Source organism: Alicyclobacillus sp. ALC3, from assembly GCF_028751195.1.
Taxonomy (GTDB): domain Bacteria; phylum Bacillota; class Bacilli; order Alicyclobacillales; family Alicyclobacillaceae; genus Alicyclobacillus_L.
In genome coordinates this window covers 2,017,096-2,038,577 of the sequence record NZ_CP066784.1, presented here as the reverse complement: position 1 = coordinate 2,038,577, position 21,482 = coordinate 2,017,096, and the positions used below count along the sequence as shown (strand labels likewise).

Below are 21,482 nucleotides of genomic sequence, written 5' to 3'. Positions count from 1 at the left end.
ATGGGAAACGCGCATTCGACTTTTAGATTCGAAACTGGGTAGAATAGTGCTTCCTCTTGGGATGGTACATTATGCGAACAAATCGCTTAGACTGACTGAGAATCCATGAAGTACACTTGAACTCGCAGTTCCCGTCGCCTGCAAAATGTCCAGTTCATATTCACCGTTGTCATTTAACTTGTAGATTAGAATACCGTCACTGATTGGATTGACGATCCAGTATTCTTTAACCCCATACTGCATGTAGAGATTGAGCTTAGTCACGAGGTCGTGCGACTGATTGGATGAACTCAGTATTTCAATGATGACAGTGGGTACACCGACATATTTCTGATCTGTCAGTCCAGTCTTATCACAAATCACACTCAAGTCTGGAATGACGACCTTGTTCTCGGTGATTTCGTCACGATGTAACTCTACGTCAAATGGTGCGGAGAACACTTCGCAAGGCTTGCCTTGGAGAAATGCAAAGAGAGTCGAACTCAGACGCATTGAAATGCGTTGATGTTTCGTCGATGGGGACGGAGACATGTAAACGAACCCGTCAATGTATTCAAGTAACTGGTCGGAGGTCTCCCTCATTTTATAGAACGCTTCGATAGAGATTCGTTCTCTCTGTGGTAAACTCATACTTTCCACCCGTTTCCTCCGAAAATTATATTCCCAGTTTAGCACACTCTGGTTGTCGCTATCTGACGAACTGGGGAGGCTCTGCTTGTGGCATTGATTTGTTATATCCATAGTAATCAAGTTTGGAAAAATCCAAAGTTGCAACGAAATATTTGCTCAACTACATCAGAAGCTCAAATCCTTGCGCAATGTAATCTGCTGGGCAGTGATAAGCCAAGGTTCATGCTGGTGTTTGTATCCTTCACTTTGAACCGTTAACTTGGCATGAAAGGCTTCCATCCAAGAACCCTTTTCTTTTGGTGATGCAGGAAGAACATATTGATAAGCAACGACATGAAAGTCGTATGCTCCATTACCTGACGAGGTTTGGGTAATCGTCCATTTGCCAATCCATTTTGATGAGCCTATCACTCGCGCGGGGATTTGATTTCGAATAGATGGTGCCAAGTACCCACGCGCCAGGGAGCCAGAGCGCGTTGCTATCGCCTGTAAGTATGCTTCGACATATGCCTTCGGGGTTTTGGGAATGTTTTGGAGGGCACGATAGATATCCTGAACCTGTTGTTCTGGCGTAAACGCCTTGGTTTGTGAATTTTGTGCCGAGGTATTTGCTGACGTGTTCTGTGTGGCTGACTTGGAACTGGTTGAGGCTCCGTTGTTGCTGACAGAATTGACACTACTGCACCCAACTAAAGTAAAGAGGGATAATCCAGACAGTGCTCCGAGCAATACTTTATTTTTCAATACTTCGAACCCCCTTGCGTACATAATATGGACGGAGTGAACGCCGCGTCTGTTACAACTCTACGCACTTCTTTGGATGACCCGATCTGTCACATAGTTGGGATGTACCTCGTCTCTACAAATGAAATGATAGCAAGAATGGAGACGACAACTATGAACTTCCGCAAATCTATGCCCCTCAGTGCCTTGTTGTGTGTCTCAGTCCTATCATTATCAGGGTGCAGTAGTGCAACGACCTCTCACAATACATCAAGCATCACAAATAAAACCAGAAATATGGCGACGACCCAAACCAACCAAAGTCAGCACACCGCCGTTCCCTCGAACCCTTTACTACACTCATCCTTGAACAATCGTGTCATCCCAAAACATGGCGATCTCGCGACCAGCATCCCAAAGAATGCAGAGTATCTCGAAGTCGAAATGATGGATGTCAGCAAAGCGAAGGTCGGGGTCATGATTGGTCATCAACTGACTACGCAGGGAACTGGCATTCAAGATCATGGTCCTGTTTTTGAGGAACGAGGGAATCATGTCACAGTCTACATTCCTCTTGGCGTGGTATTTGAGACGGTCAACAACAGTGACCTATTTGCATATTTTCCACCACAAACAAGCCCCATCCCCAAGAACCCGAAATCAGTCTGGTTGCTCATGTATGGTGGGACAATGCACAACTATGTGATGACAGGCGATACGCTGACTACAAAGGACTTGGCACAGTGGGGCGCACTTGGTAAATCACCAGAGCCACAAGTACAAGCTTACGTTAAAGAAGCAGAGCAAAACGGCTGGCACATCTATCAAACGGTGAACATGAAACACAACTTGACAGGGTATTTAGGAGATAATGGTTGGGCACGGATTCCCATAGGCGTTCCAGTTAACTTGGTGAATGCCGTCGGCGGAGGGAATGAGATTTTCGAGATTCGTGGAGTGGTGAGTCAGAGTCAATTGCTGAAAGCTCATCCAGAATTGAAGGCGGGTATCGAAGCCGCGAGTGTCTCGCCGTATTAGTGGAAAACAGAGTTGGTGGGAGTGATGGGGTGGTTCAGACAAAATGAGGCAACTTAGCAGACGAGATTAGTCTCATCGACGATAGTTGCGTAAGAATCAGTCAAAGGGTTAACTCCTGTCAGTTGTAGAAAATTCCCAGAAGATGCCGTGAAACAAACCCCTTCACCATTCCGTCTTATTCGTGAAAACGAAGGGAGATATTCATCATGAATCGCCACATTCCACTCATCGCAACAGCCATGATCGGAATTTCATTGGTATCAGGGTGTGCCAAGACAAATTCAACACCAAACCACACCGTATCTAATACAGCATCTGTCCAAACACAGTCCAGCAAAGTGACGAGAACAGCTACGGGAGTAGTCAAAAAGTCCGCGCCCAATTACAGCAACAACTATAATCTGCCTTCAAAGCCTGACGAATACATTGCACAACCTGAGTGGGTAACGAACAAGTTGGTCTACGTGATCGGATGGGATAAGCCAATCAATCCTACGTCGGCTTTGTTTGTGTCACACAACGCAGGGAAGACATGGACAAAGCTTAAAACCCCGCTTCCTGGCGACATACAACAAGTGCATTTCCAGACTCCCACGACGGGAATTATCTACGGAGCAAGAGGTCAACACAGTCAACTTGCAGTATATCGCACGATTGATGGGGGAGCGCACTGGGCAAAGGTATTATTGCCAGCAAGCCTGATACAAGGGGCTTATAAATATGGCGCACCACAGGTGACATTTGTAACGCTGAACCAGAAGTTGACTTGGTTCATGGCAATGTGGAATGATAATCAGTTCCCAAGACGTGCACTTTATCACAGTAATGACAACGGAATCACATGGACGTATGCAAACAATAATTCGTCAATTTCGGCGGAAGGGTATTTGTCCAACTTTTACGCACCAGACAGCCAAACAGCTTACTTCGTTAGCTTTTGTCCGAAATGCGGGATTCCAGGGAAGACAGATATGACGGGGACAAACACGTTGGAAATCACGCACGATGCAGGGAATAAATGGATGAAAACCTCTTTGCCATTTACAGGTGAAAATCGTGTTCAAAAATTAGTTTTCACAAATGCTGAGAATGGAACCGCAACTGTGAAGAATGTTATGTCTGGTAAGACCACGAAGTATGCTACGACTGACGGGGGACACCACTGGTCGAGGCAATAGGTGAAAAGATGGGATTCCAGGTAAGGACAGGGCGTTCGATTTCGCTTTTGCGCCGAGGGTCTGGATACGGCGTTTAATCTTGGTTTGCTTGTCTTGCAAACCTGTGGTAGATGAATGATGGCATCTGTCTTGCCGATGTGGGTAAGCCTACGTTTAAGTGGCAATTGTTATCAAAGTCAAGCATCGTTGCGGTATGCTATTGTTTGGTGAAAGTCGTTATTAGTGGTCTCTGAGAATGCCACAGCCCCAAAGACTATTCGCACTTTGCGACATGATCAAACCTCACTATCCAGAAAAGTTTAATGGTAACGACAGGCTTGCATTCCTTTGTGCCGAAGGGCAAATGTTGAAACCGCCTACGCCAAGACTCCACCAGCTACGAAGATAGCACCCTGCCACCAGAACTTCGCGTACCTAATGAGTCATCTTTTGAGCGTCTCTTCCTCAGAAATTGCAAATATAACCTTAGACATGGACATCCATAGTAGGTGGAGATGTAACCTGTTATTCGTATTTAGAAAAATCAGAGATAATTATGGGGGAACCAAAAAGTTGTCCTCGCTTTGAGCCTACACTATATATAAAGGGATTCAAGAACAACTTTTCGGTTCAGTTTTATCATAATGATTTCTGATATCACTCTATGAACGACCTGTAACAACTTTTGTGTGATCCAGGCGATACTGATGAACAGACAGAGTAGTGTATTTACGAGAACGGAAAGGCAAGAAATTTCACCAGGAATACCTCCGCTACGATGTGATCTACGCTCCGCATCAAACTTCTACCATTTCCAATAACGTAGCCCCTTTTTCCATGGACTTTGCCGAAAAACTTTCACCTTATCCCTGAATTTTTAAGTTATAATACCGATGAAAATGTTTAGAACGTAACTGTATTGAGTTTTGCGCTTCTGCTCATTTCAAGGGCAAAGTGAACGATTCCGTCAGGGAGTGACGTAGATGAAGGCATCGAAAGTGAAACACAAGGTCTCGCAACTGCAACGCATGTACAAGGGGAAAAGGCTTTCCTTTGATTTGTCGATTCAACGCAAAGAAAACATCTGGGACGTAAAACGTCAGTCGATGTTTATCCATAGCGTGCTTGCTGGCTATCCGATTCCCAATCTATTTGCCACCAAGGACGAGAACGTATTTTACCTTCTGGATGGCAAACAACGCTTGTCGAGCATTTTTGCTTTTCTCAATGATGAATATGCTCTCTCTTTCGCGGATACGTCCAAGCCCAAGGTTGATGACATTGAAGTAGAAGGATTGACATTCACCCAGTTGTCAGATGGGTTCCAGCAGAGAATTAAGGAGTATCAATTTGAAATCGATGTGGTGGAGGAAATTAGTCAGTCGGAGATAGAAGACATTTTCTGCCGCCTTAACAATGGTGTCCCACTTCGCCCCATTGAGACGACCAGGGCGTTGCTGGGCAAATCAGCATTAGAGTTCGTTGAGAACTTGGCGAAGGTTCCGTTCTTCCAGGATAAGCTCAATCTTTCAAAAGCGGCACGAAATCACTTTGTCGATCAAGAGTTGGTTCTGCAAATACTCGCTTTACTGAACGACCCTAAAACGGGATTTGGCAAGAAAGACATGAAAGAATTTGTTGAGAAGTTGCGAGATGACCATGAGCGTGACCGATTTAAGTCGCAATTCACTAACGTTTGCTTTTACCTGAATGAAGCCTTCCCCAGTGAGAAAGAAAAGCTCTTGCGGAAAGTGCATATCCCGATGCTCTTCAAGTTGACGCTCGACATGCAACATAGAAAAATAGATATCCCTGCGGAGATGTTTGGGGAATGGGCAAAAGGTTTCTTGCAGTCACCTCCCGAAGCGTATGTAGAAGCGTACACATCAGGAAGTGCCAAAAAGGAAAATGTCCAGAAACGGCTGAGAATCATGAACGAGGAATTCGAAAAGCATTTCAATGTCAAAGTTCGCGGTGAATCGGCGAATGCGGGCGATGAGGTAGCAACGAGCGTGGAGACAGTGGAAGGAAAGTAAGTAAGGGTTTGAGTGCCGAGGGGCTGGGACGGGATTACTCCTGTTTCGGCTCCTTTTTATTGGTGATATCATCGCGTATTCCTGCTCGACTCCGTGATATGATGAAAATAATAGGGTCACGGGTTTAATCTGCTTTGCTACGGCACTGTTGTGATGGGGTGAGGTGATTTGAGGACAGTGAAGCTCATTTTGTATGGGATGTTGTTTCTGTGTCTGGGCGTAGTCGGTTTCCTTTGTGGACTTGGACTATGGTTTCTTTCAAGTATCCATGGCGGATTCGAAACGGCGTTACGGCTTAGACCTCCACTGTGGGTGTTTATGGACACCCTGTCATTTGTGCTGATGACACTCGCCCCGACCTTTTGGCTTTTTGCATTACCCACCTATTTTGCCTGGAAAAGAAAATGGGCGACCGCATGGCGAGTCATTACTACCGCATGTCTCGGCATCGTGTTTGCGTTTGATATCTACTTTCTGTCCGCGATATTGCTCTCATCTTTCGTGTTTACTTCCTGGGTACCGTGGATGCCTTGGAACAATCATTAGTGAGGGGATGATCAAGTGTGTGTCAAGTGGATTCATGGGCGTTACAAGGAAGACAGTAGGGTTTTTGATTCAGTTTGGGAAGCAGAAGAATGGGCGGATTCGCTGTATCCCGATATCATTGGTGAGGGATTCGTGAATGTAGGCTATGCCACACCTGATAAAAAGGTGGCAGACCTTCTTATCAGAGAGATACCGCGCTGGGCGGAGTTTGTAAGAAGGCAAGATCCGTCGATTCCTATAGCAATTGTGCATGCATCGACCGAATACGTAAAAGAGCGACTTATATATAAAGTCTGGATTGAATCTGGGAAACACTAATTCCCGTCTTTGCGAAATCGGTCGCAGTTAATAATCCCGTCTCCCTTGATCCTGATCTTACTTGACCCTATCTTCAGTTGTCTTTCTGAACCTTTCGGAGTATATTCTTCAATAGAGGAAAAAGGTAAACCGATCCGAAAGGACGGGGCACAAAGCCATGGGGCTACAGCGTTTACGCTATGCCTGCCAGGTTGCCGCTAAATCGGAGACACATGCGGCACATCCAAGTTTGAGTGGGTGTGTTTTTTTGTGTGTTAGGGGCGGTCAATATGCACTCATTGAAGACCCTCATTGAACAATCACGAGATTGGGCATCTGTGGAACGGGGTAGGGATTTATTTGCGAAGGTAGCTGACGTGTTACAGCAGGCGTTCGCTGTTGAGTCAGGTATGTTTATATATCGAAAGCAATTTATTACAGAAGGGGCAGATTCAACGGTTCGAGTGTACAATCCCTGGGGAATCGACTATTCCGAGTCAGAGTTAACGCATTTTATCGGCGATGGTGCATGGTTTTCAGGTGAAGCCTATGTTGTCACTGAAACTTGGCTTTCCGTCAATGAAGCACCTCCCGTCTGGAAAAGAGTCTGGCTGGATGCTGATGTTCAATATGTCGGAGCTTGGAAGCTCGCTGTAAAAGGAACGAATGTCGGCGCAATTGTGCTTGGACGGAAAACTGAACCTGATGAGATGGATGCGGAGATGATGGCGGCTTGTGCGACGCACGTCTCTCTCGTTCTCGAAATGTTGATATCCCGTCGTATCGCAGAGCATGCAAGCCTTCACGATCCGTTGACGAATGTTTTGAATCGCAGGGGATTTGAACAGGAATTCAATCGACTGCAAATTCTGCATGAGGGTGCGCTAATTGTGGGTATGCTCGATCTCAACGAGTTCAAAAATATCAACGATAGCCTGGGACATCTCGAAGGGGATTCAATTCTCATTGATGTGGCTCAAACGCTTCGGCAGAAAATTGGTCAACAAGGCATTGTCTCGCGTTACGGCGGGGATGAATTTGTGTTTGCGGTGAGAACGGACATGGATGTCGCAACACTAACCCAGCAGGTGACGGACTTGTTTACACATAAACAGTACACCGCAAGTGTCGGATGTACCGTTGCAAAGAAGGACGACAGTTTGTATTCGTGTTTGCACTTGGCTGACAAGCGGCTCTATGAGGGAAAGTCAAAGGCGAATGCTCTGGAGTAGGGGTGTGGTTGTGGTGATATTCGAGCGATCATACAATTACAGGGTGTGATTAAAAGCTTCAACAAAGTCCTTGGATATCATCTTGTTCCTCATAGAGACTTGACTTGAATTCCTCGAAACCGTCTGTTTTGTCCTTTACAATGAAATCACCACCAAGATTATCGACTTTTTGGGATAATGAACAATTCTTCGTACCCCGATTTAAGGGCAAGGTATATTCGTCAACGTTGGTTTTTGCTAACTCAGGAACGGCGTGCCTGTACGTTTTCTTGCCCCCAGGAACTATTTGTGCCAAACCGTTCCCCCAGCGAGGTTATGACACTGAGATACGACGATTTTCGATTACCTCTACTTGGTTGGCATCCAGATCAAAGATAAACGCGGTGCTGAATCTATTTTGCTGGAAGTCTAAAGATGAAGCCACTAATCGAGCCATCGTTTTGCCGTTTCTCTTTCTGAGATATCTTGCAAGGTCACGTTTTATGTCGCTCCCCTTAATGTTTCGATACAGGAATTTTAGAGTTCTACGCAACGTTTCTTCATACTCCTCAATGCCAAGTTCGAGCAGTTTAACCAAATAAGTTCCATCCTTTTCCCTGTGGCTCTCGCCCCGTGGATTCCACTCAATACATTCGAAAATCTCCTTGGCATAATCAACATCTACGGCTCCAAGGATGTCGAGGACTCGATTCCCCACTGTATCTTGCTTCAACGTTCTTTGCCACGTGCAGCCTTTGATCATCCCTTGATGCCTAAACCCTACGAAAATAGTTGTGTTCATTGTTAATTCATTCCTCCCTTTTTTTTGCTTGATCCCACCCTATCATGGTGTCAAGCTTTGGTCAGCCGAAAAAGTGTCGAACGATGTTTGAGGGTGAAGAACGGTAAGGTCAGAAGATGGGTTGAGTTGGATATGGTTAAAGAAATGTAAACATAAGTGTTTCTGATTGTGTAAACAGAAATTGATTTTGTTATGCCAATGCTTGTGTTTATCTGTTTGCAATAGAAAATGTATTCGCCCTGTTAATCCTATTCCCATTTATCACTGCCTCATTGATCCAATCTCGTCCATCTGCTATGCTCCAGTTGCAAGGCTCCTCCCCGTGCGTCACGGAGAGGTTAAACCGAGAATATGGCGCATCGGTGCGTTCAACAGGGTGGCGTTATGCCGCCTTTTTTGATAGATGAGTCGGAAGGGCGGTTGAGTGCCTTTTTGCCACCCTTTATGGGGAGAGGTGATAGGCAATGCACGAAAAATGAATCGAGGGCGAATCCAAACCGATAAAAACTCTTCACTGCCGACGAACCTATTGGATTTTTTGACCAACCCGAAGATAATCGTTATTTTGTGCTGGATTTGAAGGCGACAAGAGAAGAGCGGGCGGAGAAACTTCTGAGGAAACACTGGAAGAAGAGCAGGAATGAAGCATACAAGATGGGGCGTAGAGATTGAACGTGGCAGAGCTATATTGACTCTACGATAGGAGGGTTCAAATGGGCAAGTTAATCGAATTCCCTCGTCGAGATATCCAGCCAGCGATTGACAAGCAAACATTTTTATCCATGATTCTTAGCGAGGAAAAATGCAAGGAAATATGCCGTAAATTCGATGAGGTCGATTATGTAGTGGAAAAGTTCTACGTTCATTCGCCTGTGGTGTTGGATAAAGAGTAACCATTGACACTCTATTTTCCGTAACAACGGTAAAGGATAAGAGGACGTTTGGTTAGGTGGGGCGATGTTATGGATGGGGATTCTAAGTGTGACGACTCTATGTTCTCGAAGAATGACAGGAGAAGTAAATTCGTCCGCGAAGTGGTCGAGCGTCTTCACGACGGTTGTAGTGTGACGTTTACGGTGCCCCATGATGTTGGAACTGAGGTGTCGAACAATGTATTTCAAGGGCTACGAGAACGGGGTTGTCTAACTGCCCATTTTGACCTTATGGAAATAAATTCTATCGAAGAGTTTGCTTACGTATTGACACAGACATTCCTTCGACTACTGTCGGAAGATAATGGTTCGTCGGCAAATAACATTGAAGGTGTGCGTGATGGATTGTCTGAGTCAAATGTCGAGGAGATCATTCAAGACGTTTTTGAAATGGATGACTTGGAGCGGATGAATAAATGGGAAAAGATTGATTGGGCTGTAGGACTGGCAGAAGGTATCGGGTTGAAGGAAAGCAAAAGACTGGTGGTATGGTTCGGCAACTGGCAAGAGATTACTCGAATTGGGGGAGACCACCTGACCAAACGACTACGTGCGCTGTATCAACTTCACTCCCATGTCACTTATGCATTTACTGGAACTCATCCCGCTCTAATGCGAAGCCTATTCGCTAACTCTCGCCTGCCTTTTTATCGCTCCGCCGTAGAGTTGCAATACCCCGATTCATAAGTGTAACCAGTTCTATATCTTGTTATGGAATATGATTTGTTTTGTTCCTCCGATGCTACCTCTTGATCCAAACGAGAAGGCATATGAACATCCTGTGTGTGGAGAATGCTCAAGGATTATAATGAGTTTAGCGGATTACGATACTTGCCGACTTATGTGGCGCGTAGGATGCCATCGCTCAACGCCACAACCCACCATATCGTGTTTTTCTTTGTAATCGCGGAGGGGGATAAATCTATGCCGATTCGAGATGATTTAACCATCGAATACGAAATGCCAGTGGAGATCAAAAAATGCTTCACCAAGGAATTTATGACTGATTTCCGTGAAAAGGTAATTGAGGTATTTAAGCAGAACGATATTCGCCAGGGCAGACCGCCCTATGAATATGAAAAATCGACATACTATTCATGGTGGATGCAGATGGAGGGTACCAGCGGATTTCATGATGCCTTTAAGGAGACTTGCAGAAAATACGGTCTGAATCAGGTTGTGGATTATCGTAAGCAACTGCCTTGGTACGATGCGGATCTGTTCGACAGCGAATTGGGCGATTTGTTGGTTCGATTCGGGCTTGTTGAGCGGGGAACCGCTGAAGAATATGAAATATCGGAGTCATTGATGTTTTGCATGGATGAATAATAACAGATTGGGCACAGGGGGTGATCGGGAGAAGGTCATAATGAACGGGAATCTGGTTCGCCGTCGCATTGCAATTCTCAGGATAAGCGGGTGTTGTGATGACGGAGGACGAAGTGAGGTTATGAGAGCGTCATACGCTTAAAGTGGTTCAAGAAAAGCAACCACTTCTTTAGATGTATACATTTAAGGTTCCATTTTTGTAACCATTTTCGTTTGTTGATTTGGAACTTTAACTGTTTGTTTTGTCCCAAAAGAGCAACCTTGTCATGCAGTAGCCCCCTCTGTTTCGAACTTCCCCCTGTTCTTAAAAGTACGCACACAAAGTCTGAAATCCCTTGTGGCAGTAAGGAAGATCGACCCAAACAACTTTCGGAAAACATAATCCTATATATGCATGAAAAAACATGTGGGAATAAATCCCTGAAGGTGGATTGATGAACCATATCGTAGGTTGATCTCTACTTTCAAAAACCACGAAAACGCCATGGTCTAATCTCCACTTGCAGAGGACTCCACTTTCTTTGGTTTTGTTGTCTGCGATAAGGGGAAAACCGTGTCTCATCACGCAAAATGAAACAGGGGTGTCTTTCGTCGCAAAGTGAAGCCATCCAACTTCTTGAAGTAGGCGAAGGTCCAAAGTATCAGATTCCAAGGTTTCGTTTCCGTTGGTATTGGTAGCCCGATTGCCATGGTAGACTCGTCTGGGATTAGAGACAAAATCGTGTTGCAATCATCGCCTACGCGAAGGGGGCAACGACATTGGTCAACGGAATCGTACCCTATCAGATGAGTAGTACTTTTAGAAAGAAAGTTACTTAAAGGTGTTGTTCTGGTCATAACCGTTTGTTTGCTGATAATGGACGTTTATCCCAACAGTAATTGTAAATAATACCCTCAGACTGGGGGTATCGAGATGATGAAGGCGACTAAAAGAGTAGTAATTGGTTTTGCTGTCATGTTGCTGAATATTACGACAATCAATGCAAAAGCCTCACCCCAAGTATCCTATCCATGTAGTGTGGTTTTGAAAGCGGCGAGGGATATCCAAAACGCTCAAGGTGTTGCTTTCATTACCACGGTAAGAAAGCCATATACGGATTCCACGAACAGCCCCATCCGTGAGAGGATTAGCGTTGGTGTTTATGGAGATTGGCTTCCGTCGCCTGCATCGTTTGGCGACTATGACCAGTATGAGGGATTTGCACAGATACCTGGAACGATAAGTTGGAGATTCAAAATGTATCCCGTAAAGGAGGACTTTCCAAGTGCGTTCGGAGGAACCGCATGGGTCGGGAGATTTGACGAGATATCTGCACGACTCACGAGCGATACTCGCGTTGAAGTTCGACTTTCGAACTCGCGGACAAACAAACTGGGAGACGTTATTCTCCAAAGTACGTTAGAAAAGTGTCGCGTGAAGTAAATAACGGAGACAGTGAAAGATGACGAATATCCTGTCGGACTGACACGGAACATGTCAGACTGCTGACGGACATGTCCAATCCACCACGAGAAGAATACCCACATTTGACAATAGTTCTATATCCTCGCCCCTTAGTGCCTGCTTTCCAACGACTTAGCACAGGTATTTGTTTGCCATGTCATCAAATGTAAACATTTATGTCTCCTATTACGGTTACACTTCTTGTTCTAATTGTGTCACCGTTTCAGCTTCAACTTGTGGAAGTAGATATGGTTCTACACAACAGCTTCTTGATTACGAAAGGCAATTGGCGGTTCTACTAACCTCGCAACGCACCTTCCTTGATTCAGCCTTTCTCAGCCTCTGCTTTTGAATAACTTCTATATCTCTTGAGTAAAAGAAATAGATTCACATACAACAGGATTCCCATCACGGGAAACATTTGGAGGGATTTGAAGTGGCAAAAGACGGGCGAGAAATTCCTGATTCAGTCGGGGCGAGGATTCGATATTTGCGAAAGCAACTCAATCTTTCATTGAAGGATCTGGAGAGAATGACGGGCGTGTCGCCGAGTTATATCAACCGCCTGGAGAACAATTCCAGAAAAGCTCCATCTGTTCCGATAATTTACAAATTGGCACCTGTACTTGGGGTCTCACCTCAAGAACTCATGGAAATGAATGAAGAGGAACAGCGTGAGAAGGACTTGATAGAGCTTGTTCTCACGCATCATTACACACTCCATAACGACGTTCAAGTGAATCAGGCTATGAAGGACAGTCTTGCTGAAATGTTACAGACTGTGCTGAGCAGTGACCTTGACGGTAAGAACAAAGTACGGGACAGCATCGTGATCATTGAAAAGGTGCGCGAGTTTCTTAGATTGATTCGGCAATGAGCTTTGGGCAGGCAGAGAGGACTCTATCAGAGTTCTCTCTATCTTTGAAAGGACGAGCATGGGAGGGTGAATGTATGAGTTTAAAGGGAAGCGAGCGCGAGTTCATCTTTTCACTGTACCTCAAAGAACACAAACGCATTCTGGAGGATGTCGTCGGTCGAGGCTTAACCGATCTGTTGCTTGAATCATATTGGCGGGGCTACAAACTGGATTTGTTAGGTTACGAAGCAGAGACGGGTATTCCAGTGATATCCGAAATTTGGTTGGGCAGGAGTCCTGGTTATCACCAGGAAAGGCTCCTGAATCTGATCAATGAACTTGATGAAGGGGCGTTATTGATTTACCTGACAATTGGTTTTCAGGTCAATCATGTTCGCGAATTGGAGCAACATGTGAGTCGGAGTGACAACCCGATTAAACTCCTGTTGGTGAGGATAAATGACCAAGTTAAGGAGCCACTTGAAAGGCTCAATGCAATGAACAAGTTGGAGATTTATGACTCTCTGGGACTATTGGATGAAGTTCCGAAGCCACTGCGGATCGTCACAACCATTGAACATCCCCGTTACAAGTTTCTTTGTCCGAAACCAGTCCCCAATAACCATGATTTCGATTTCTCGAAACGTGCGGATGTGAATCGATACGTGCTTTATCGATTGCGGGAGGCGGTACCCAATTTCTTGCCACTGCAACGTGAGAAGCACTTTGATGAGGAAAAGCCGAATTCTACGATCATGCTTGGGGGTGGACGCACAGGCGTGCAGTTCTTCATCTCTGCGAGAAATCGAAGGAATCAGGCGTTCATAGAACTGAGATTTGATCGATCAAACAGCGAGTTGTTTCAACTTTTTTCCATGAAGCCTTGGCTGTTGCGCGAACAGATCGATGAGAGGGTAAAGGTGGGCGACAATGCAATCGGCTGTTACTTCAAAGCCTCCGACAACGTGAAAGAAACGGTGGACGAATTGGTGCGGATTTTTAGTAGGATGATTGAAAACGTCAGCTATCCACTGTTCGACATCTTTCGGTATGAGTACCAGATCGTGTGACAGCGGTAGGGACCACGTAGAGAGAAGGGAGTGCGAAGGGCGTTGGGAAACCAACGTCTCTACATATTGGACCGATAAACTACTCCGACACGAGGAGATTTGAATAATAACGATGAAAGTTTTTAGAGGAGTTTCGGCTCCTGTTTGTACGAGACTCAGATGCTCTTTTATTAAAACCAGGAGTGTTTCTCCTGAAGGTAGTAACGATTACCACACCAGGACCAAGCTTATCACACAGAATTTCTTTTCTATGCAATGATGGAGGGCTTTGGAGTGTATATCGACTATAGTAAATGGTTTCCAGATAGCTTATAGTAGTGGGAGATTTGATGTAGCAATTGGAGGTAACACGATGATAAACAACTGGCAAGTTCCACGGAATAAACGGAAGCTATATCCAGTTGTAGATATCTTGTCCTTGTTTGCGATACAAAATTTGGGTGATGTATGGCGACAAGACTTGAATCGTCAACTTGATTTTGAATCAGAGTTGGAACGTTATGGCATTAAGCGACCTGGACGCAGGAGAGATCGACGAGCGGGAGGAGCACGAACCTACGAATCTTGGCTCTTTAACTTAGGACTCATTTTTGTTGAAACCAACACCAATATTGTGCGTACTACTTTGGCGGGCGACGCACTATTGGATGGGGTTCCTCCCGTTCCAGTAATCACAAATCAGTTGATGAAATTGCAATACCCGTCTCCGTACTCTATAAGGAGCCGCGTAAACATACATTCTCGATTCCAGGTAAGACCGTTTCGATTTTTGTTACGGTTACTCGCAGATGACCGCGTGCAAAGGTTGTCAAAGGCGGAAATAGCACGTTTTGTCATAACAGAGGGGCAAAACGAAACACCTCAGTGTTTCGAGCATGTAGTGGACCGAATTAGTCGCTACCGTTCTCTGGGGGATAGTATTTTACCTCCCAATTTCGTTGACCTCTATCCAAGTAGTACAAGTGGCGTACAGTCTATGGAAGATACGCTTGATTACTTGGAAGACGTTGCGAATACCATCATAAATTATCTTGAATACACCCAGCTTATTTCGAGAGATGCTGGTAGGAGTATTTTTATCCCACAAGAAAGAACGGCTGATGTTCAGGCAATTTTGTCGGATGGTACACGCCTGCGGACATTTAATCCAGATCATCCATTTGGAATTGAGAATTTCCAACGGAATTTCGGTTTGGCTCCTGGTCAAAACAGAGACAATAGAGTCTTTGGTGGGCAGACAGTTACCGATGCATTGTACATGCAACGCCGTGTACGCAGTGAATTATTACATATGGCAAGGGTTTCCCCAATTGTTGATGTCTCTGCTACACTTATTGATGATATAGCCCGTGCAGTTGGCTGCACTCCGCAACAAGTAGAAGATGCTTTGAGCGGCTTTAGACCCGATACGTTCAGTACGTTTGAGGCAAATTATCTTAATATGGCTATATCGGGAACAGAGCGAGCTACCGAATTTGAGAGAGCGACTCGCGATATCTTTGAACTACTGGACTTTCGCGCACAGCATGTCGGTAGTCTGCCACGGCATCCAGACATCTTTGTTGAGTCTCCGTTGAACTACTCAGGAATCATTGATACTAAGGCATATCGGTCATACAGTATATCCAACGACCATCGCAATCGTATGGTACGAAATTATATCCCTACGTATTTGGCTCAAAACTTGGCGTTTTTCATGTATATTGCAGATGGCTTCGGAGCTAATATAGATTCTCAGGTAAACAGCATTGCGAATGAGACTAATGTGGGTGGAAGTGTCATCACCGCACGAAGTTTGTTGCGTCTTCTACAACGTCATCGGGTCAATCCGATTGATCACAATGTTTTGAGACAGTTATTTACTTCCAATGCAAGGATATCCGCGCTTCAAATTGATTCGCTCTGAGAACAAATGTTCGCCATGAGAGAGCCTGATAGTTTATAATGGAGTCAAATGAGATGGACTATAGGGTGGAGTTTTGATAAATGATTTTTCGAAAAGGTGAGTTGTTTTGCGGACCTGGTGGTTTGTCACTTGGGGCAAGTATGGCAAGTGTTGAAGCACTGGGAGAAGAATATAAAGTTGAGCATGTCTGGGCGAATGACTACGACGCAGGGGCGTGCGCTACGTTTCGTCACAATATATGCCCTGAAAATCCTGATAGTGTGATTCATCAAGACGTTCGAGAGTTAGATATTGAACGCTTGAGTGCAATTGATGCTTTCGCATTTGGATTTCCTTGCAATGATTACAGTATTGTCGGTGAAACTAAGGGGCTGGATGGTAACTTCGGTCCTCTTTATTCCTATGGTATCAAAGTGTTGAAGTCTCACCAACCAAAATGGTTTATGGCAGAGAACGTAGGAGGACTCCAAAGTGCGAATGATGGGAATGCTTTTGTCCAGATACTCCAAGAGATGGAGTCATCGGGATATACCATTACTCCTCATTTGTATAAATTTGAAGAATATGGAGTACCTCAATCAAGACATCGAATTATCATAGTAGGTATTCGGAAAGACCTTGGATGGAAGTTTCAAGTGCCGAAAGCCCCGTTCAAAGATTCTTCAACGTGGAAAACTTCACGGCAAGCGTTGGAGGAACCGCCAATCTCAGACGATGCCATGAATCATGATTTTACACAGCATCAGGGGAAAGTGGTTGAAATGTTGAAATATATTCCGCCTGGTGAAAATGCCTGGTATGACGGAATACCTGAACATTTGCGGTTGAATGTAAAGGGAGCCAGATTATCAAACATATATAAACGGCTTAATCCTGATGTGCCCTCGTATACAGTTACGGGTTCGGGTGGCGGCGGTACACATATGTACCACTATGGTCAGCCAAGGGCTTTGACGAATCGTGAACGCGCCAGATTACAGACGTTCCCTGATTGGTATGAATTCTTGGGTGGCAAAGAGAGTGTGCGAAAACAAATCGGCATGGCTGTTCCTCCTCTGGGAGTAAAGATCATTGTGGAGGCAATTTTGAAGTCTTTTGCTGGAATTGAATACGCCATAGAACCAGCGAAGTGGGATGATGAGCTACATTTAATGTTGACTTCTGGCGAGCGGCTCAAGATTCCGACATTGATTTAGAGAGCAATGCGTGTAAATAAAACCGAACAACTTAGTAAAAAAACTCTGCTTATACTTTGTATTTCAAGTCACGAGCAGAGTTTTTTTGTGTCGATAACGCTTTTTGATGAAATCCACAAGATTTTGTAAAAGAAGGTCATTGATTTTTCAGTTGATGTATTAAATTTTTCTGAGACGAGAGATCAAGTGTTTGGTTAAATGTCTACGAATACGCTGCAGGTCATCCCGCGCCACAATATAAAAGGGATCTTAGAGAGCGCGTAGGACATCAGAGTCACGAAAGACTGATTCTGACCATCACTACTGGATGTATAAATGCCCATGAAGACAATCCATTTTCGGGACGCAATACGCCCTCAAATCATTGCGCGTTGCGCGAGAGATTGTCATGGAATTATACAATGTCTCTAAGGGGGGAGCCGTGATGAGTTATAGACGATTGCCAGTGAAGCTCTCATCATATGTATTTCCAGATAGAGAGCGATTACTTAGCTCCATTGACTACTTCGATAACCCAGAGCGGCGTGCCGAGTCTTTGCGTGATGGGACATGGGATTATATTCGAGCAAGAGTGCATACTTCGTGTCTTAGATACAAAGTGGACATGCCAGATTGGGCGCGGAATGTGGCACTGAACAAGTCCAGAACGTGTACAGAATGCAGTCAACATTTCACTGAAATCCCCTACATAACCCCATCGGGGACGTATTGCAGTAAAGACTGTGTTCCATCGGAAGAGCATGAGCAGGAAGGGTTCTGGGATTACTCGGAGTTTGTTGACAAGAATCGCGCGGTCTTTCGGAAGTATAGCGAATTGGCATCATATGATGACAAGAATGACCTTTCGGAAGCTGTAGAAGATTTGCTAAGCTGGCGTGATTGGTGGTTTGACGGACAAGAACTTGCCCCTGACTCATTCTATGCACGTAGAGGGCAACGGTTAGTCTGTGATTTAGAGACGCTACTCATCATGATACAGGATTGGCACCCCTCAATCGTTAATGATGTGCCTGGTATGGTTGTGTACTGGGAGGAAATGAAACCACAGGTCAACGACATACTGGCGGAACTCCTCGAATCCGAATTGAAGGAACTGTACCGCACGAACGAGGGAGGTATTTACACAGAGGGTCGCCAACTCCTGATTTTTGATAACGAACAGGACAGAGAGCAGTGCTACGATTCATTGATGCCGATTATCAAGCAGTACGAGCACTTAGGATATGAAGATTCAGCGGAAGGCTGTCTCGTAACTGACTCCGTGACAGTGTGTCCACGGTGCCAAAGCGAACTCTGGGCGGGGTGGAGCCAGGAACTATGGTTTGACGACAAATTGAATCAATGGATCTGCGAATTTTGTAGTGAATGGGATTAAAGAGGTCAGTGCAATAGTTGGGGAGTAGGATCGATGCAAGGGATCGTGGTTGAGAACGCGAGAAATTGGATAAACATCTAATCGGTCGGTATTCTGCAATCTACGCAAAATAAAGTGCAAACTCTCCAACTGTACATAGCGGTCTGTACCACTATACTGGATTTCAGCAACAGCACACAGACGTAGGTGAACATGCATGTTAACTCTCCGCAATACACCGAATATGGACAGAATTGAAATATTGGGTAATCAACAGGACTTGGATGCGTTATATTCGTCTTTACGTACCATCGTGGGAGATGAAGGGGAACATGGTGTCGAAGGTCATCGTTTATTAGTGCTTTCGCTTTGTACCGATTTGCGTCATGCCATTCAGGGAGATCCAGAAGTCGAACTCAAGGACAGTGGATTTGAATCGAACAAGATGCGGAGCACGGTAAATGACGTGTCAGAGGATACCTCGGGCTACACACGCCCATGCACCATCTCTTACCCTGAAGTCTTGTTCGTCACCATGTTTCTGAATGATTTTATCCGTGATTATGCCAGAAAGAAGGCGGTAGGTTCTCGATTTCCGCTTCTCGATGAGATAAATCTGTGGGACGCAGATATTGCATATGTTAGGCTGTTTCAGTCATTAGTGGTCAACTGCCTGGAGGAAGTCGTGACAGAAGCTTCATTCAAGCGAATATTGAATCTCATGTCTAAAGGATTACCGAAGGATTGAAGGCTACGCGGGTTAAAGAGGGGTGTCAAGATGATAGCTTTAATCATTACAGCATGTGTACTTGGTTTTGTTTACAGTGCGGCTCCAGGAGCGGTGAATACTGAAGCACTACGCAGAGGATTACAGAGAGGCTTTGTCCCTGCATTCTTGGTGCAACTTGGGGCTTTATTAGGGGACTTGGCGTGGGCAATTATTGGTTTAACGGGAGTTGCGCTTGTATTTCACTTTTTGCCTGTACAAATTATTCTGGGCATCGCAGGAGTAGCATTTCTGCTCCGCATGGCATGGTTATCCTTTTTGGACGCTCGTAAGCCGATTGATTTGAATTTGGACAGCAGTAAGAAGGAACAGCGGGACTTCACTACAGGAATCATTTTTTCATTAGCGAACCCTTTTGGCATTGCTTTTTGGGGTGGCATTGGTGGCGGCTTTGCGACGCATATCGCAGGTATGCCATTGCTCGACAAGCTGTTGCTCTTATTCCTCGGTTTTTCTGTGGGAGCATTTGTGTGGTGTATAGGTATTTCAGCATTGGTAGCATGGTCACGCAAATTCATTGGCGAAAAGTTGCTACGTGGGATTTTTACAGTATCGAGTTTAGCTATGGCGTATTTTGCGCTGGAAATGTTATGGACGTTAATTCACAGTACGCTCTACCCTCTGTTTTCTCACCGATTGAGATTGAAAGAAAGCCAATAGAAGAACAAGTCATTGTGTGAGCATCGTTCTACAGCAATTATGACGTAGGATAGTCCTGATCCGTTTTTGTCCCCGAAATGTGCATGGAGGTGGAATCAGTAATGAGCGGGAGCAAATGCCCAATCTGCGGAGGAGATAACCAGTGTGGGAATGTTGCTGGCATGAAGCACGGAGAATGTTGGTGCGATAAGGCGGTCTTTCCGCAGGAGATATTTGAAAACGTTTCGTCAAACAGCACGACAAAATCGTGTATCTGCCAAAATTGTCTGGAAAAATTTAAGAAGGGCAACTTGCCTGGAACGAGAATCTAAAGGGGTGAGCTTATGCAGGAGTATTTTACAATCGCAACGCTCACTCTGATGATCTTGATGGTCTTGATTCGCGTGTTTCTCCTACGGAAAATGGGGATTCATGCCATGAAGTTTGGAGACATGGATAAGAGGGATTTCCTCATTGTTCCATTTGCTTTGTTGTTTTTCTACCTTGTGTTGTCCAGTGCTTTACACCTGCCAAAATTGGGGACGGTTCTGTTTCAGAGTGAGGTTATAGGTTGGATTGGCGTAGCGTCGTGCATCTTTGGACTTCTGCTGTTTTTCTTGAGTTTGGTCTCCTTTGGAAAAAGTTTTCGAGTCGGAATCGATGAGGAGAAACCAGGCAAGTTGATAACAACGGGCGTTTTTGCAATAAGCCGCAATCCCATCTACACAGCTTTCGGATTCATCCTCGTAGGCATCTTTTTGATTTTCCTCAACTGGGTACTGTTACTCTACGTCATTGCAGGGTTCTGGCTCTTCAACCGTCAGGTTCTTCTGGAAGAAGAATCTTTGAAGAAAATTCACGGTGAAGCATACATGGAATATTGTCGGAAAGTCCGTCGATATCTGTGAAACAATGACTGTTCTGGAGAAGGCATTAAATCCTTTTTGACCACCTAACCCCTTCGTTTACACACAGTCGTCCTCCGACTCCAATCACCTTTCCGACTTGCCCCTACAATCGCCATCACCATCTATTTTTGCAAAGTTGGAAATATCGTTTTGAACAAAGCGAGCTTGGAATAATCAAGCTCACCGTTTGATTGAGTTCCAATTGACGAAAATTGGTCAACTTAATCGAGTTATTGCGGAAAGCATGGCAGGACACCCGTGATTTGGGCTACCCTTTACCCCCTACAGGGAACAGCACCAGCAAAGCTCCCATAACCCTGATTGCAATACGGACAGGCAATTGTCGTTCCTGCTCTTTCCAAGTGGACATATCGTGAGGGTATGTCGGTGAGAGGGGAGGACAACGCGCTATGTACGGTGGAGGTACGTTTGGCGGCTACACTCGTTGGGCAGTCGTGTTTCTGATTATTTTCGTGCTGTTCTTCTTGCTGGTTCCCGCGTTCGGCGGCGGCTACGGCGGAGGTGCAGGTGGCGGAATGGGCGGTTATTAAGCTTGAGCAAAGGGCGATTCCATTGGGATCGTCCTTTTATAATGGTTATCAGATAATTTTGGGCGACGAG

At 45.1% G+C, this 21,482-nt stretch carries 23 protein-coding genes and 1 riboswitch; of the genes, 19 read left to right on the top strand and 4 right to left on the bottom strand.

The genetic code is table 11. The features are described from left to right. Positions 1-69 precede the first annotated feature (69 nt). Entirely contained in the window at positions 70-630 is a 561-nt protein-coding gene (locus JC200_RS09610; RefSeq protein ID WP_274436512.1) for a Uma2 family endonuclease, read from the bottom strand. A gap of 165 nt (positions 631-795) precedes the next feature. Continuing rightward, entirely contained in the window at positions 796-1,374 is a 579-nt protein-coding gene (locus JC200_RS09605) for a hypothetical protein (RefSeq protein WP_274436040.1), read from the bottom strand. Between the two features lie 153 nt (positions 1,375-1,527). On the opposite strand from JC200_RS09605, the gene JC200_RS09600 reads away from it, so the two are divergent. The 5 genes from JC200_RS09600 (at position 1,528) to JC200_RS09580 (ending at position 7,659) form a co-directional block, all read left to right on the top strand. Continuing rightward, positions 1,528-2,391 carry a hypothetical protein gene (locus tag JC200_RS09600; RefSeq protein WP_274436039.1) on the top strand — a complete coding sequence of 288 codons (864 nt, stop codon included), beginning with the start codon at positions 1,528-1,530 and terminating at the stop codon, positions 2,389-2,391. Positions 2,392-2,597: 206 nt separating this feature from the next. Then, entirely contained in the window at positions 2,598-3,569 is a 972-nt protein-coding gene (locus JC200_RS09595) for a VPS10 domain-containing protein (protein ID WP_274436038.1), read from the top strand. A gap of 962 nt (positions 3,570-4,531) precedes the next feature. Continuing rightward, entirely contained in the window at positions 4,532-5,584 is a 1,053-nt protein-coding gene (locus tag JC200_RS09590) for a DUF262 domain-containing protein (RefSeq protein ID WP_274436037.1), read from the top strand. Between the two features lie 561 nt (positions 5,585-6,145). Next, positions 6,146-6,448 carry a hypothetical protein gene (locus tag JC200_RS09585; protein ID WP_274436036.1) on the top strand — a complete coding sequence of 101 codons (303 nt, stop codon included), beginning with the start codon at positions 6,146-6,148 and terminating at the stop codon, positions 6,446-6,448. A gap of 113 nt (positions 6,449-6,561) precedes the next feature. Further along, positions 6,562-6,647, top strand: a riboswitch (cyclic di-GMP riboswitch). 70 nt (positions 6,648-6,717) lie between these two features. Next, positions 6,718-7,659 (top strand): GGDEF domain-containing protein, encoded by a 942-nt coding sequence (locus JC200_RS09580; protein ID WP_274436035.1) that lies wholly within the window; start codon positions 6,718-6,720, stop codon positions 7,657-7,659. Between the two features lie 58 nt (positions 7,660-7,717). Here the strand turns inward: JC200_RS09580 and JC200_RS09575 are convergent, their stop codons facing one another. Further along, the gene (locus JC200_RS09575; RefSeq protein WP_274436034.1) at positions 7,718-7,954 is read right to left on the bottom strand and encodes a hypothetical protein; all 237 of its coding nucleotides are present in this window, start codon (positions 7,952-7,954) and stop codon (positions 7,718-7,720) included. 18 nt (positions 7,955-7,972) lie between these two features. Continuing rightward, positions 7,973-8,440 carry a hypothetical protein gene (locus tag JC200_RS09570; protein WP_274436033.1) on the bottom strand — a complete coding sequence of 156 codons (468 nt, stop codon included), beginning with the start codon at positions 8,438-8,440 and terminating at the stop codon, positions 7,973-7,975. 713 nt (positions 8,441-9,153) lie between these two features. Between JC200_RS09570 and JC200_RS09565 the strand changes: the two genes are divergently transcribed. From JC200_RS09565 to JC200_RS09500, 14 genes are all read left to right on the top strand, one after another. Next, positions 9,154-9,333, top strand: a complete 180-nt coding sequence (locus tag JC200_RS09565; RefSeq protein ID WP_274436032.1) for a hypothetical protein — start codon at positions 9,154-9,156, stop codon at positions 9,331-9,333. Positions 9,334-9,402: 69 nt separating this feature from the next. After that, entirely contained in the window at positions 9,403-10,059 is a 657-nt protein-coding gene (locus JC200_RS09560; RefSeq protein ID WP_274436031.1) for a hypothetical protein, read from the top strand. 237 nt (positions 10,060-10,296) lie between these two features. Further along, entirely contained in the window at positions 10,297-10,701 is a 405-nt protein-coding gene (locus tag JC200_RS09555) for a hypothetical protein (protein ID WP_274436030.1), read from the top strand. Between the two features lie 913 nt (positions 10,702-11,614). Continuing rightward, complete coding sequence (locus JC200_RS09550; protein ID WP_274436029.1) at positions 11,615-12,124, top strand: YoqH family protein; 510 nt, start codon at positions 11,615-11,617, stop codon at positions 12,122-12,124. 457 nt (positions 12,125-12,581) lie between these two features. Then, positions 12,582-13,022, top strand: coding sequence for a helix-turn-helix domain-containing protein (locus JC200_RS09545; protein ID WP_274436028.1), 441 nt, complete (start codon positions 12,582-12,584; stop codon positions 13,020-13,022). Between the two features lie 74 nt (positions 13,023-13,096). Beyond that, entirely contained in the window at positions 13,097-14,071 is a 975-nt protein-coding gene (locus tag JC200_RS09540) for a hypothetical protein (RefSeq protein WP_274436027.1), read from the top strand. Between the two features lie 352 nt (positions 14,072-14,423). Beyond that, on the top strand, positions 14,424-15,977 hold the full coding sequence (locus JC200_RS09535; protein ID WP_274436026.1) for a restriction endonuclease FokI C-terminal domain-containing protein: 1,554 nt from the start codon (positions 14,424-14,426) through the stop codon (positions 15,975-15,977). 80 nt (positions 15,978-16,057) lie between these two features. Then, complete coding sequence (locus tag JC200_RS09530; RefSeq protein WP_274436025.1) at positions 16,058-17,173, top strand: DNA cytosine methyltransferase; 1,116 nt, start codon at positions 16,058-16,060, stop codon at positions 17,171-17,173. A gap of 814 nt (positions 17,174-17,987) precedes the next feature. Next, positions 17,988-18,548 (top strand): hypothetical protein, encoded by a 561-nt coding sequence (locus tag JC200_RS09525; protein ID WP_274436024.1) that lies wholly within the window; start codon positions 17,988-17,990, stop codon positions 18,546-18,548. Between the two features lie 196 nt (positions 18,549-18,744). Further along, a complete protein-coding gene (locus JC200_RS09520) occupies positions 18,745-19,275 on the top strand; it encodes a DUF6904 family protein (RefSeq protein ID WP_274436023.1) in 531 nt (176 codons plus the stop codon). Between the two features lie 30 nt (positions 19,276-19,305). After that, positions 19,306-19,974, top strand: coding sequence for a LysE family transporter (locus tag JC200_RS09515; RefSeq protein WP_274436021.1), 669 nt, complete (start codon positions 19,306-19,308; stop codon positions 19,972-19,974). Positions 19,975-20,051: 77 nt separating this feature from the next. Beyond that, positions 20,052-20,285, top strand: a complete 234-nt coding sequence (locus tag JC200_RS09510) for a cysteine-rich CWC family protein (protein WP_338000209.1) — start codon at positions 20,052-20,054, stop codon at positions 20,283-20,285. Positions 20,286-20,297: 12 nt separating this feature from the next. Further along, the gene (locus JC200_RS09505) at positions 20,298-20,861 is read left to right on the top strand and encodes a methyltransferase family protein (protein ID WP_274436019.1); all 564 of its coding nucleotides are present in this window, start codon (positions 20,298-20,300) and stop codon (positions 20,859-20,861) included. Positions 20,862-21,271: 410 nt separating this feature from the next. Continuing rightward, positions 21,272-21,412 carry a hypothetical protein gene (locus JC200_RS09500; protein WP_274436018.1) on the top strand — a complete coding sequence of 47 codons (141 nt, stop codon included), beginning with the start codon at positions 21,272-21,274 and terminating at the stop codon, positions 21,410-21,412. Positions 21,413-21,482 lie beyond the last annotated feature (70 nt).

What these genes read in the sequence shown, in the direction of transcription:
- JC200_RS09520 (WP_274436023.1), top strand. Translation starts at nt 18,745, where the DNA reads ATGTTAACTCTCCGCAATACACCGAATATGGACAGAATTGAAATATTG.
- JC200_RS09540 (WP_274436027.1), top strand. Translation starts at nt 13,097, where the DNA reads ATGAGTTTAAAGGGAAGCGAGCGCGAGTTCATCTTTTCACTGTACCTC.
- JC200_RS09500 (WP_274436018.1), top strand. Translation starts at nt 21,272, where the DNA reads ATGTACGGTGGAGGTACGTTTGGCGGCTACACTCGTTGGGCAGTCGTG.
- JC200_RS09555 (WP_274436030.1), top strand. Translation starts at nt 10,297, where the DNA reads ATGCCGATTCGAGATGATTTAACCATCGAATACGAAATGCCAGTGGAG.
- JC200_RS09560 (WP_274436031.1), top strand. Translation starts at nt 9,403, where the DNA reads ATGGATGGGGATTCTAAGTGTGACGACTCTATGTTCTCGAAGAATGAC.
- JC200_RS09610 (WP_274436512.1), bottom strand. Translation starts at nt 630, where the DNA reads ATGAGTTTACCACAGAGAGAACGAATCTCTATCGAAGCGTTCTATAAA.
- JC200_RS09590 (WP_274436037.1), top strand. Translation starts at nt 4,532, where the DNA reads ATGAAGGCATCGAAAGTGAAACACAAGGTCTCGCAACTGCAACGCATG.
- JC200_RS09570 (WP_274436033.1), bottom strand. Translation starts at nt 8,440, where the DNA reads ATGAACACAACTATTTTCGTAGGGTTTAGGCATCAAGGGATGATCAAA.
- JC200_RS09580 (WP_274436035.1), top strand. Translation starts at nt 6,718, where the DNA reads ATGCACTCATTGAAGACCCTCATTGAACAATCACGAGATTGGGCATCT.
- JC200_RS09595 (WP_274436038.1), top strand. Translation starts at nt 2,598, where the DNA reads ATGAATCGCCACATTCCACTCATCGCAACAGCCATGATCGGAATTTCA.
- JC200_RS09515 (WP_274436021.1), top strand. Translation starts at nt 19,306, where the DNA reads ATGATAGCTTTAATCATTACAGCATGTGTACTTGGTTTTGTTTACAGT.
- JC200_RS09550 (WP_274436029.1), top strand. Translation starts at nt 11,615, where the DNA reads ATGATGAAGGCGACTAAAAGAGTAGTAATTGGTTTTGCTGTCATGTTG.
- JC200_RS09505 (WP_274436019.1), top strand. Translation starts at nt 20,298, where the DNA reads ATGCAGGAGTATTTTACAATCGCAACGCTCACTCTGATGATCTTGATG.
- JC200_RS09510 (WP_338000209.1), top strand. Translation starts at nt 20,052, where the DNA reads ATGTGCATGGAGGTGGAATCAGTAATGAGCGGGAGCAAATGCCCAATC.
- JC200_RS09565 (WP_274436032.1), top strand. Translation starts at nt 9,154, where the DNA reads ATGGGCAAGTTAATCGAATTCCCTCGTCGAGATATCCAGCCAGCGATT.
- JC200_RS09535 (WP_274436026.1), top strand. Translation starts at nt 14,424, where the DNA reads ATGATAAACAACTGGCAAGTTCCACGGAATAAACGGAAGCTATATCCA.
- JC200_RS09600 (WP_274436039.1), top strand. Translation starts at nt 1,528, where the DNA reads ATGAACTTCCGCAAATCTATGCCCCTCAGTGCCTTGTTGTGTGTCTCA.
- JC200_RS09530 (WP_274436025.1), top strand. Translation starts at nt 16,058, where the DNA reads ATGATTTTTCGAAAAGGTGAGTTGTTTTGCGGACCTGGTGGTTTGTCA.